The organism is Streptomyces sp. NPDC002130, from assembly GCF_040296465.1.
Taxonomy (GTDB): Bacteria; Actinomycetota; Actinomycetes; order Streptomycetales; family Streptomycetaceae; genus Streptomyces.
In genome coordinates this window covers 17,349-28,694 of the sequence record NZ_JBEOXI010000095.1, presented here as the reverse complement: position 1 = coordinate 28,694, position 11,346 = coordinate 17,349, and the positions used below count along the sequence as shown (strand labels likewise).

12 protein-coding genes, 2 tRNA genes and 1 pseudogene are annotated in these 11,346 nt (G+C 70.6%); 9 read left to right on the top strand and 6 right to left on the bottom strand.

What is annotated here, in order from left to right; all coding sequences use genetic code 11:
* The first annotated feature begins 57 nt into the window (after positions 1–57).
* The 3 genes from ABT116_RS19550 to ABT116_RS19540 all read left to right on the top strand — a co-directional run bounded on the left by ABT116_RS19550 (position 58) and on the right by ABT116_RS19540 (position 2,349).
* Positions 58–131 (top strand) — tRNA-Met (locus ABT116_RS19550).
* A gap of 234 nt (positions 132–365) precedes the next feature.
* Positions 366–2,189, top strand: a complete 1,824-nt coding sequence (locus tag ABT116_RS19545; RefSeq protein ID WP_351635078.1) for a tetratricopeptide repeat protein — start codon at positions 366–368, stop codon at positions 2,187–2,189.
* 86 nt (positions 2,190–2,275) lie between these two features.
* Positions 2,276–2,349, top strand: a tRNA-Met gene (locus ABT116_RS19540).
* 206 nt (positions 2,350–2,555) lie between these two features.
* On the opposite strand, the gene ABT116_RS19535 is transcribed toward ABT116_RS19540, so the two are convergent.
* Positions 2,556–2,972, bottom strand: a complete 417-nt coding sequence (locus ABT116_RS19535) for a Fur family transcriptional regulator (RefSeq protein ID WP_062928973.1) — start codon at positions 2,970–2,972, stop codon at positions 2,556–2,558.
* 115 nt (positions 2,973–3,087) lie between these two features.
* Here ABT116_RS19535 and ABT116_RS19530 point away from each other — a divergent pair.
* Together ABT116_RS19530 and ABT116_RS19525 are read left to right on the top strand one after the other, a co-directional pair.
* A pseudogene (locus ABT116_RS19530) lies at positions 3,088–3,752 on the top strand (catalase); the annotation flags it as partial.
* A gap of 252 nt (positions 3,753–4,004) precedes the next feature.
* Positions 4,005–4,166 carry a catalase-related domain-containing protein gene (locus ABT116_RS19525; RefSeq protein WP_351635097.1) on the top strand — a complete coding sequence of 54 codons (162 nt, stop codon included), beginning with the start codon at positions 4,005–4,007 and terminating at the stop codon, positions 4,164–4,166.
* A 70-nt stretch (positions 4,167–4,236) separates the two neighbouring features.
* Here ABT116_RS19525 and ABT116_RS19520 read toward each other — a convergent pair whose 3' ends face one another.
* The 3 genes from ABT116_RS19520 to ABT116_RS19510 form a co-directional block, all read right to left on the bottom strand.
* Entirely contained in the window at positions 4,237–4,629 is a 393-nt protein-coding gene (locus tag ABT116_RS19520) for a CBS domain-containing protein (protein ID WP_351635069.1), read from the bottom strand.
* Positions 4,630–4,758: 129 nt separating this feature from the next.
* Entirely contained in the window at positions 4,759–5,559 is an 801-nt protein-coding gene (gene hisN, locus ABT116_RS19515; RefSeq protein WP_053672380.1) for a histidinol-phosphatase, read from the bottom strand.
* A gap of 93 nt (positions 5,560–5,652) precedes the next feature.
* Positions 5,653–6,402 carry a GbsR/MarR family transcriptional regulator gene (locus ABT116_RS19510; RefSeq protein ID WP_351635065.1) on the bottom strand — a complete coding sequence of 250 codons (750 nt, stop codon included), beginning with the start codon at positions 6,400–6,402 and terminating at the stop codon, positions 5,653–5,655.
* Between the two features lie 231 nt (positions 6,403–6,633).
* On the opposite strand from ABT116_RS19510, the gene ABT116_RS19505 reads away from it, so the two are divergent.
* The 4 genes from ABT116_RS19505 (at position 6,634) to ABT116_RS19490 (ending at position 9,822) form a co-directional block, all read left to right on the top strand.
* Positions 6,634–7,305, top strand: a complete 672-nt coding sequence (locus ABT116_RS19505) for a DUF4097 family beta strand repeat-containing protein (RefSeq protein WP_351635062.1) — start codon at positions 6,634–6,636, stop codon at positions 7,303–7,305.
* 32 nt (positions 7,306–7,337) lie between these two features.
* Positions 7,338–8,279: an ATP-binding cassette domain-containing protein gene (locus tag ABT116_RS19500; RefSeq protein WP_351635059.1), complete on the top strand. Its 942-nt coding sequence runs from the start codon at positions 7,338–7,340 to the stop codon at positions 8,277–8,279.
* Positions 8,280–8,296: 17 nt separating this feature from the next.
* Complete coding sequence (locus ABT116_RS19495) at positions 8,297–9,088, top strand: ABC transporter permease (protein WP_351635056.1); 792 nt, start codon at positions 8,297–8,299, stop codon at positions 9,086–9,088.
* A gap of 128 nt (positions 9,089–9,216) precedes the next feature.
* Positions 9,217–9,822 (top strand): TetR/AcrR family transcriptional regulator, encoded by a 606-nt coding sequence (locus ABT116_RS19490; protein ID WP_351635053.1) that lies wholly within the window; start codon positions 9,217–9,219, stop codon positions 9,820–9,822.
* 7 nt (positions 9,823–9,829) lie between these two features.
* On the opposite strand, the gene ABT116_RS19485 is transcribed toward ABT116_RS19490, so the two are convergent.
* Together ABT116_RS19485 and rsgA are read right to left on the bottom strand one after the other, a co-directional pair.
* A complete protein-coding gene (locus ABT116_RS19485) occupies positions 9,830–10,153 on the bottom strand; it encodes a DMT family transporter (RefSeq protein WP_351635050.1) in 324 nt (107 codons plus the stop codon).
* A gap of 182 nt (positions 10,154–10,335) precedes the next feature.
* Positions 10,336–11,346, bottom strand: a complete 1,011-nt coding sequence (rsgA, locus tag ABT116_RS19480; RefSeq protein WP_351635047.1) for a ribosome small subunit-dependent GTPase A — start codon at positions 11,344–11,346, stop codon at positions 10,336–10,338.

Genomic DNA, 11,346 nt, shown 5'->3' with positions numbered 1-11,346 from the left:
GCCGCGAGGATGAGCCAGAGCACCGGCAGCACGATGATACGGTTGTGAACACAACGGCGCGGGGTGGAGCAGCTCGGTAGCTCGCTGGGCTCATAACCCAGAGGTCGCAGGTTCAAATCCTGTCCCCGCTACTGAAGTCGCGATGTCCGAGTGACGGAGCGGCACCGAAGGCCCGGATTCCACAAAGGAATCCGGGCCTTCGTGATGTGTGAACGCATGTGCTGGCGCAGCCTGTGGCCGCGCCGCCGGGGGGAGTTGGGCAATCTGTGTTTGACTTGTCTCTCTGTGGGCATGTCGACAAAACGCTGAAGTGACCTCACTGGCTGCGGTATACCAGGTGTACCCAGGTTGCAGGTGGTGCGACGATGGACGTTATGGGGGACAAGGCAACTCTGTTCGAGACAGGGCGTTTTGTGCAGCCTTCCAGCCGGGAGGACACCGAGACCCCGGACGAGACCGGGGAGATCGCCGACGAGGCGGCCGAGGAGCTGCGTCAGCGGCTCGCCGCCGAGGCCGGCGACGTCGAGGCGATGAGTGTCCTCGGGGCCATGCTGCTGCGCCGTGGTGATCTCGACGGTGCCGAGCCTCATCTGCGTGCCGCCACCGCCGCGGGCGACCGGGCGGCCGCCAACAACCTCGGAGTCCTCCTGCACCAGCGGGGGTACGCCGACGAGGCCGCCGGATGGTGGCGGATCGCCGCCGTCGCCGGATCCACGGCGGCCGCGCACGCCCTCGGGCGGCACCACCGCGAGCGCGGCGACGAGCCCGCCGCCGAGTACTGGCTGCGCCAGTCCGCCGAACAGGGCCACACGCTGGGCGCGTACGCGCTCGCCGATCTGCTGGAGCACCGCGGTGACGCCGGTGCCGAGCAGTGGATGCGGGTCGCGGCCGAGCGCGGGCACCGGGAGGCGGCGTACCGGCTGGCGCGGGCGCTGGACCGGCAGGCGGCGCGGGAAGCCGACGGCGACGACGGTGTCCAGGCGCCCGAGGAGGCCGAGCAGTGGTACCGGCAGGCCGCCGCGCGTGGCCACCGGCGGGCCGCGCTGCACCTCGGGACGATCCTGGAGAGGCGTGGCGAGCTGAAGGAGGCCGGGCGCTGGTACCTGACCTCCGCCAAGGACGGGGAGGCGCGCGCCGCCTGCGCGCTCGGCTTCCTGCTGCGTGACGCGGGCGACACCGAGAACGCCGCCGTGTGGTGGCTGCGGGCCGCCCAGGACGGCGACGGCAACGCGGCGAACGCGCTGGGGGCCCTGCACGCCGAGCGGGGCGAGACCCAGACCGCCGAGCGGTGGTACCGGGCCGCGATGGACGCGGGTGACGTGAACGGCGCGTACAACCTCGGTCTGCTCTGCGCCGAGCAGGGGCGCACCCCGCAGGCCGAGCAGTGGTACCGGCGCGCGGCCTACGCCGGGCACCGGGAGGCGGCGAACGCGCTGGCGATCCTGCTGCTGCGGGGCGGTGACGAGACGGGCGCGGAGCCGTGGTTCTCCAAGGCCGCCGAGGCCGGGAGCGTCGACGCCGCCTTCAACCTCGGCATCCTGCATGCCGGGCGGGGCGAGGAGCAGACCGCGCTGCGCTGGTACGAGCGTGCCGCTGCCGCCGGCCACACCGAGGCGGCGCTCCAGGTCGGTATGGCGAGGCTGCGGGAGGGTGACGAGCAGGAGGCCGAGCGGCATCTGCGGTGTGCGGCCGGGGGCGGGAGCTCCGAGGCCGCGTACCGGCTGGCGACCGTGCTCGACGCGCGCCGTCCGCCGGAGCCCGCGCACGAGCTCGGGGAGCCGGTGCACCGGCGGAGTGAGTGCGAGGAGTGGTACGAGCGGGCGGCCTCCCAGGGGCACCGGCGGGCGCAGGTGCGGGTCGGCATGCTGGCGGCTGCCCGGGGCGATGTCGTCGAGGCGGCTCGGTGGTACCGGGAGGCGGCCGAGGCCGGATCCCGCAACGGCGCGTTCTATCTGGGGCTGCTGCTGGCCCGGGAAGGGAGCGAGCCCGAGGCGGCGGTGTGGTGGACGCGGGCTGCCGACGCCGGGCACGGGCGGGCGGCGTTGCGGCTGGCCCTGGTCTACGCGCGTCGGGGTGAACTGGCGGAGGGGCAGCGCTGGGCTGACCGGGCCGTGTCCCTGGGGCCGGCGTCCGTCGCCGAGAGGGCGGAACGGCTGAGGGACGCGCTGCGGCAGGAACTGTCCGCGTGAGGCGTCGCCGCCGGCCACCGGGCGGGGGCTGCCGAGCAATGGATTTGCATCCGTCCTCTGCGGTGACGTAACGTTGCATTCAACGACGCGGGGTGGAGCAGCTCGGTAGCTCGCTGGGCTCATAACCCAGAGGTCGCAGGTTCAAATCCTGTCCCCGCTACTGAAGGCCGAGGGCCGGAATCCGAAAGGGTTCCGGCCCTCGGTGTTTCTGGTCCTTGATGTTTCCGGCCTCAGCGTTTCCGGCCAGGTGTTCTCAGCGTTCCGGCCAGGCGTTTCGGTCTCAGCGTCTTCGGCATCGTGCGACGACGGCAGCAGTGAGCCCCGGCACCCATGGGTGCCGGGGCTTTCGTGTTCCGTGCGGGAGGGCTAGGCGGCAGCGCAGTTCGGACAGACGCCGCGGTACGTCACCTCGACGTCCGAGACCGTGAAGCCGAAGCGTTCGGTGTCGGGGAGGTCCGCCAGCGGATTGCCGGTGGGGTGGACGTCGCGGATCGCGCCGCACTGGGCGCAGACCAGGTGGTGGTGCGGCTGGTGGGCGTTCGGGTCGTACCGCTTGGCACGCTGGTCCGTGGAGACCTCGAGCACCTCGCCGAGGGTCACCAGTTCGCCCAGCGTGTTGTAGACGGTCGCCCTGGAGATCTCGGGCAGCTTGGCGACGGCCCGTGCGTGGACCTCGTCGGCCGTCAGATGGACGTGTTCGCCGTCGAGGACCTCAGCCACGACACGCCGCTGCGCGGTCATCCGCCATCCGCGTCCGCGCAGCCGTTCCAGAAGGTCACTCATAGCCACCAGCCTAACAGCAAAAGAGACCAGGTCCCGAATAGGTGTGAGTTTAGATCCTCCCTCGTCTTAGACATTATCTAGAGACCACTTCAAGCGTGAGCGCATCCCGGAGCGCGTGGTGCACGCTCGCGGTGCGGGGGCCTACGGCACCTTCACGGTGACCGCCGACGTCACCCCGTACACGCGTGCCGCGTTCCTCTCCGAGGTCGGCAAGCAGACCGAGGTGTTCCTGCGCTTCTCGACGGTGGCCGGCAACCTGGGAGCGGCGGACGCCGTCCGGGACCCGCGCGGCTTCGCGCTGAAGTTCTACACCGAGGAGGGCAACTACGACCTCGTCGGCAACAACACCCCGGTGTTCTTCATCAAGGACGCCATCAAGTTCCCGGACTTCATCCACACCCAAAGCGCGACCCCTACACGGGCTCGACGGAGGCGGACAACGTCTGGGACTTCTGGAGTCTGTCCCCCGAGTCCACGCACCAGGTGACCTGGTTGTTCGGCGACCGTGGCATCCCCGCCTCGTACCGCCACATGGACGGCTTCGGCTCGCACACGTTCCAGTGGAGCAACGAGGCCGGCGAGGCCTTCTGGGTGAAGTACCACTTCAAGACCGGCCAGGGCATCAAGAACCTGACCGCCGAGGCGGCCGCCCGGCTCGCCGGTGAGGACCCCGACTCCCACCAGCGCGATCTGCGCCGGGCCATCGAGCGCGGCGAGTACCCGACGTGGACCGTCGGCGTGCAGATCATGCCGGTGGCCGAGGCGGCCACGTACCGCTTCCCCCCGTTCGACCTGACCAAGGTCTGGCCGCACGCGGACTACCCGGTCGTCGAGATCTCCCGTGACGGGTACCTCTACGACGGCCGTCACGCGGGTGCGAAGAGCTACGAGCCGAACAGCTTCGACGGCCCGTTCCAGACCGATCGCCCGCTGTGGTCCGCCACGGCCGTGAGCGGCGCGACGGGCAACCACCCGGCTCCGGTGTATGCCGAGGACGACGACTTCGTGCAGGCGGGCAACCTCTACCGCCTTATGGGCGAGGACGAGAAGGAGCGCCTGATCGCCAACCTGGCGGGCTTCATCGCCAAGGTCTCGCGCGACGACATCGTCGAGCGGGCGATCGACAACTTCCGTCGGGCCGACGGAGACTACGGCAAGCGGCTGGAGGTCGCGGTCCGGGCCCTGCGCGGCTGAACTCCAGCGCTGGACCGCTTGCGGTGGCGGACGGGCCGGGTCCCTTTCGGGGCTCGGCCCGTCCGTGTCGTCAGGCCGGAACCCGCTGTCGTGCCGGTGCCCAGCAGCGGATGATGTCGCGGACCGAGACGATGCCGGCGGGTTCGCCGCCGTCCAGCACGATGAGGTGCCGGAAGCCGCCGTGCGCCATGGCGCCCGCCGCCTCCTCCAGGGTCCAGGCCGGGGCGGCGAACACGACGTCGGTGGTGGTGTGGGCGTGGGCGCGCTCCGTGTCCGGGTCCTGGCCCAGGCCCACGGAGTTGAGGATGTCGCGTTCGGTGAGGATGCCGATGCCGCCGGCGTCGGGGTCGTGGACCACCGCCGCCCCGACCTTGCGCGCGGACATCAGCGATGCGGCCTGGCGCAGGGTGTGGGTCGGGCCGATCGTGAGGACGACAGTGCTCATGGCGTCACGGACGAGCATGGATGGAGCCACCTCCTGGGAGTCTCCCCACCGTTCGTTCAGAGTTTCACAAATTCACAAGTGGGGGGGCTCTCAGAGTGGCAGGCAAAGGGAGGGTCAACAAGGGGGCGCTCGGTAACAACGGGGGGCTCAGTAGCGCTGGTTGAGATATCCGAGCAACTCGTCGTGCAGCAGGCCGTTCGATGCGGCCGCGTTGCCGCTGTGGGGGCCCGGGCGGGCGTCGAGGCCGGTGAAGGTGCCGCCGGCCTCCGTGACGACGATGGCCGTGGCGGCCATGTCCCAGAGGGACAGCTCCGGCTCGGCGCACATGTCGACGGCGCCCTCGGCCACCATCATGTACGGCCAGAAGTCGCCGTACGCACGCGTGCGCCACACCTCGCGCGTCAGGTCCAGGAAGCCGTCCAGGCGGCCCTGCTCCTCCCAGCCGCTGAGCGAGGAGTACGCCAAGGACGCGTCGGAGAGCTTGGAGACGCGGGAGACCTGCAGCCGGGAGGCCTTGGTCAGGCTGCGGCCGGAGAACGCGCCGTGGCCCTTCGCGGCCCACCAGCGGCGGCCGAGGGCGGGAGCGGAGACGACACCCACGACGGGCTGGAACCCGCCCTCGCCGGCCTCCATCAGTGAGATGAGCGTGGCCCACACGGGCACGCCGCGCACGTAGTTCTTGGTGCCGTCGATCGGGTCGATCACCCAGCGGCGGGGGCCGGTGCCCTCGACGCCGTACTCCTCGCCGAGGATCGCGTCTCTGGGGCGGGCGCGCTGGAGCTGGCCGCGAATGAGCTCCTCTGCGGCCTTGTCCGCCTCGCTCACCGGGGTCATGTCCGGTTTGGTCTCGACCTTGAGGTCGAGGGCCTTGAAGCGGTCCATCGTCGCGGCGTCGGCGGCGTCGGCGAGGACGTGGGCGAGACGCAGGTCGTCGAGGTAGTCGGGCATGCAACGAACCTATCTGCCGAGGTGGGGGTGGGGCTACAGGGGGTTTGTGACGGTGGGGGAGGGGTTTGACGATGCCAGGCGCCAGGCGCGAGGTCAGTGATCCGGACTCGGCTCTTCGGTGCCGTCCGGAGCCGGGCCGGGCTTGGTGTGGAGGATGTCGCGTGCCTGCTCCGCGGCTCGGGCGGTGCTCTCGGCGACGAAGTCGAGGAAGCGGGCGACGTTCTCGAGGCGGGTGGCGGCCAGGGTGCCGGGGCCGAGGACGCCGACGCCCTGCCGGGCGATGTCGACGACCTGGGCGATGGACCGGGCGCTGGCCATCATCGACTGGTACCAGACGTCGTCGTCGACGACGTAGCGCTCGCGGCGGCCTTCGTCCGCCTCGCGGCGGACGAGGCCCTGGCTGTCGAGGAACGCGATCGCCTTGGAGACGGAGGCCGGACTGACCTGCAGCCGCTGGGCGAGTTCGGACGCGGTGAGGCTGCCCGAGTCGGTCATGCAGAGGCAGGCCATCACCCGGGACATCATCTTGGGCATGCCCGACCCCATGAGGACGGTGGTGAACGTCTCCTCGTACTCGCGCACGGCCTCGGCGTCCCGCCCGTCGGTCTGCGGGGGTGACATCGGGTCCCGGGGCGCGGCCTGCTTGCGGCGGGTGCGCCGTTCCGTGGCGCGATGGGCCAGGTCGGCGCGGTAGGCCGTGGGGCCGCCGTTGCGCATGACCTCCCGGGTGACCGTCGAGGTCGGGCGGTCGAGGCGCCGGGCGATCTCCGCGTAGGCGAGGCCGTCGGCCAGTCCCAGCGCGATCTGCTGGCGTTCCTGCTGGGTGAGTCTGCCTCCCGGCATCGTGGCCTCCTTCGTGGTGCGCGATGTCCGCACCATAGCGTTCACCGGCATCTCATTGCAACGGAGTGAGTGGTTCTGTTGCGTTCGGCGCCAAGCTCGTTGCAATGATTTCTCGGCTTTGAGCTGCGAATATGGAGTTTGAGTGCAACAAAGACGTTGTCGATTTCGTGAACGCAACGTAGCTTTTCCATCATCGGAAACGACGCACCACAAGAATCCAAGGAGAGCACGATGCAGAAGTTCGACACCCCCGCCACCGTCTCGGCCGTCCTCGACATCCCCGCCGGACGCATCCGCCTCATCGCCGCCGACCGGGCCGACACCACCGTCGAGATCCTGCCCGCGAACGCATCCAAGAGCCGTGACGTGACGGCGGCCGAGCAGATCGAGACCACCTACGACGACGGCGTCCTGCGGGTCACGGCCCCCGAGGCGAAGAACCGGATCCTCGGCCACTCCGGATCCGTCGAGATCACCGTGCAGCTGCCCGCCGGCTCCCACGTCGAGGCGAAGGCCGCCGCCGCCGAACTGCGCGGCGTCGGACGGCTCGGAGACGTCGCCTTCGAGGCGGCGCAGGGCTCGGTCAAGCTCGACGAGACCCACAGCGCCCGCCTCACCCTCCTCGCCGGCGACATCGAGGTCGGCCGCCTGGGCGGACCGGCCGAGATCAGCACCCAGAAGGGCGACCTCCGTATCGCCGAGGCCGTCCGCGGCGCCGTCGCACTGCGCACCGAGCAGGGCGACATCTCGGTCGGCGCCGCGCACGGCGTCTCCGCCGCCCTGGACGCCGGCACCGGCTACGGCCGCATCCACAACACCCTCAAGAACACCGACGGCGCCGCCGCCGGCCTGACCATCCAGGCCACCACCGCGCACGGTGACATCACCGCCCGCAGCCTCTAGCAGCCCGCAGCCTGTCCGAAGGAGCACCCCTCATGACCGACCTGGCCATCGCGGCGAACGGGCTGCGGAAGTCCTACGGCGACAAGACCGTCCTGGACGGCGTCGACCTGGCCGTCCCGGAAGGGACGGTGTTCTCCCTGCTCGGGCCGAACGGCGCCGGCAAGACCACCGCCGTCAAGATCCTCTCCACCCTCATCACCGCCGACGGCGGACAGGCCCGGGTCGCCGGCCACGACCTCGCCACCGACCCACAGGCCGTACGCGCCGCGATCGGAGTCACCGGCCAGTTCTCGGCGGTCGACGGCCTGATCACCGGCGAGGAGAACATGCTCCTCATGGCCGACCTGCACCACCTGCCCAAACGCGAGGGACGCCGCGTCGCCGCCGAACTGCTGGAACGCTTCGACCTCACCGACGCCGCCGGGAAACCCGCCTCCACCTACTCCGGCGGCATGAAACGCCGCCTCGACATCGCCATGACCCTGGTCGGCGACCCCAGCATCATCTTCCTCGACGAACCCACCACCGGCCTCGACCCCCGCGCCCGCCACAACCTCTGGCAGATCATCCGCCAACTCGTCACCAGTGGCGTCACCGTCTTCCTCACCACCCAGTACCTGGAGGAAGCCGACCAACTCGCCGACCGCATCGCCGTCCTCCACAACGGCACCCTCGCCGCCGAAGGCACCCCCGACCAGCTCAAACGACTCATCCCCGGCGGACACATCCGGCTCCGCTTCACCGACCCGGCCGCCTACCGCAACGCCGCCGCCACCCTCACCGACGCCACTAATGACGACGACTCCCTCGCCCTGCGGCTCCCCAGCGACGGCAGCCAGCGCCAGCTGCGCACCCTCCTCGACCGGCTCGACACCGCCGGCATCGAAGCCGACGAACTCACCGTCCACACCCCCGACCTCGACGACGTCTTCTTCGCCCTGACCGGCGGCACCGCCGCCCACATCCCCAACTAGCCCAAGGAGAACGCCCGATGAGTTCCCTCAGCCTCGCTCTGCGCGACTCCTCCACCATGCTGCGCCGCAACCTCCTGCACGCCCGGCGCTACCCCTCACTCACCCTGAACCTGCTGCTCACCCCGATCATGCTGTTGCTGCTCTTCGTCTTCATCTTCGGCGACACCATGAGCGCCGGCATCGGCGGTGGCGGCCCGGACCGTTCCGCGTACATCGCCTTCGTCGTCCCCGGCCTGCTGCTGATGACCATCGGCAGCACCACCATCGGCACCGCGGTCTCGGTCTCCAACGACATGACCGAGGGCATCATCGCCCGCTTCCGCACCATGGCGATCCACCGCGGGTCGGTGCTCATCGGGCACGTCCTCGGCAGCGTGCTGCAGGCGGTCGTCAGCGTGGTGCTCGTCGGCGCCGTCGGTGTGGCGATCGGCTTCCGGTCCACCGACGCCACCGTCCTGGAATGGCTGGCCGCCTTCGGACTGCTCGTGCTCTTCGCCACGGCGCTCACCTGGATCGCCGTCGGCATGGGCCTGGTCAGCCCGAACGCGGAGGCGGCGAGCAACAACGCGATGCCCCTGATCCTGCTGCCGCTGCTGTCCAGCACCTTCGTCCCGCTCGACGCGATGCCGGGCTGGTTCCAGCCGATCGCCGAGTACCAGCCGTTCACCCCGGCGATCGAGACCCTGCGCGGCCTGCTCCTCGGCACCGAAATCGGCCACAACGGATGGCTCGCCCTCGCCTGGTGCCTGGGCCTCGCGGTGCTGGGCTACTTCTGGTCGACCTCGAAGTTCGACGACGACCAGAAGTAGCCCTCCGGGCCAACGCCCCCGCGCGACAAGGCCGAAAGGCGCCCCCGGGCGCGCCCGCGAACCCTTGACAGTGGTTCCACGCGCGTCAAATCTGGGCGCAGAGCCGCTCGCCCCAAGGGGAGGCGAAGATGCCTGCAGCGCGGGAATCTCTACTGGACGCCGCCTACACGGCGCTGGTGCACCGGCCGTGGTCCGCCGTACGGATGGTGGACGTGGCCGCGGCGGCCGGAGTGTCCCGGCAGACGCTCTACAACGAGTTCGGCAGCAAGGACGGTCTCGCCCGGGCGCTCGTGAGGAGAGAGGCCGACGGATACCTCGCGGGCGTGGACCGTGCCCTCGCCGGGCACAGCGATCCGTGCGACCGGCTCACCGCCACCGCCGAGTGGACCGCCTCGGCGGCCCGGGACAACGTCCTCGTCCGCGCCATGCTCACCGGCTGCTGGAGCGAGCGGCTGCCCGCCCCGGCCCTGACGGCCGTACCGTCCAGCTCCGCCGTCCCGGCCCAACGCCGCGCCGACGGACCGCTGCCCTCACCCAGCGACTTCGTCGCCCTCGTCCGCGACCGCGCCGTCACCCTCCTGGCCGGCCCCGCCACGCCGAAGTCCGACACCGCCGAACTGGCCCGCTCCTGCGAACTCGCCGTCCGGCTCGCCCTGTCGTGCGTGGCCGCACCACCCGGCGAGGGCGGCGTAGCCGACCTGGTCCGCAGCGCCCTTCCCCGACAGGCCGGCTGACAGAGCGTCAGTGCGCGGAACCCGACAACTGCAGCCCGATCACACCGGCGATGACGAGACTGATCGACACGATCTTCAGCGCCGAGACCAGGTCACCCAGGAACACCATGCCGTAGATCGCCGTCCCCGCCGCCCCGATGCCGGTCCACACCGCGTACGCCGGACCGACGTCGAGTCTTCTCAGCGCGAGGGTCAGCAGTCCGAAGCTGCCGAGGGCGAAGACGCAGAACGCGATCGTCGGCCAGAGCCTGGTGAAGCCGTGCGACAGCTTCAGACACACCGCGAAGCCGGTCTCGAGCAACCCGGCCACGATGACCAGCAGCCACGCCATGAGTCGTCCTCCCGTATCCCACGTTCAGTGACCGCTTCATCAGTCTCAGCGCGCTCGTCAGGTCTTGGCCAGGCTTGCATCCGGCTTGGGTGCGATTATGCACTTACCGCCCGCACGCCAGGACAAACAACGCGGAGGTCAGCCGCCTTCCTTGCGCACGCCCAGGACAAACAACACGAAGGTCAGTCGCCTTCCTTGCGCTCGCGCGTGGCCAGCAGCCGCCGCAGCGAGTACAGCCGCGCCGGATCCGCGTGCCCCTCTGCCACCCACGCGTCCAGCGCGCAGTCCGGCTCGTCGTGGCTGCACGCGCGCGGGCAGCCCTCGGTGCCCGGCTCCAGGTCGGGGAAGGCGAGGATGACCCGGGAGGGGTCCACGTGGTTGAGGCCGAAGGACCGCACGCCCGGGGTGTCCACGACCCAGCCGTCGTTGCCCGACAGCGGCAGCGCCAGCGCCGAGGTGGTGGTGTGCCGGCCGCGGCCCGTCACCGCGTTCACATGCCCGGTCGAGCGCCGCTGCTCCTCGGGCACCAGCGCGTTCACCAGGGTCGTCTTGCCGACACCGGAGTGGCCGACGAACGCGGTGATCTTGCCGTCGAGCTGCTCGCGCACCCGGGCGACGGCGACCCCGCTCTCCAGTTCCGCTCGGCTGGTCACGACGTAGGGGATGTCGAGGTCGCCGTACAGCTCCAGCAGCTTCTCGGGCGGCGCGAGGTCCGACTTGGTCAGAACCAGCAGCGGATCCAGGCCACCGTCGTAGGCCGCGACCAGACAGCGGTCGATCAGCCGGGGGCGGGGCTCGGGGTCGGCGAGGGCGGTGACGACGGCCAGCTGGTCGGCGTTGGCGACGACCACCCGCTCGAACGGGTCGTCGTCGTCCGCGGTGCGCCGCAGGACCGAGGTCCGCTCCTCGATGCGCACGATCCGCGCGAGGGAGTCCTTCTTGCCGGTCAGGTCGCCCACGAGGGCGACGCGGTCGCCGACGACCGCCGCCTTGCGGCCCAGCTCGCGGGCCTTCATCGCCATGACCACACGGTCCTCGACGAGGCAGGTCAGGCGGCCCCGGTCCACGGTGAGGACGAGTCCCTCGGCGGCGTCCTCGTGCTTGGGGCGGATGTTCGTCCGGGGCCGGGTGTTGCGGCGGCCCGGACGGGTGCGGATGTCGTCCTCGTCGGTGTGCTTGCCGTAGCGGCGCAT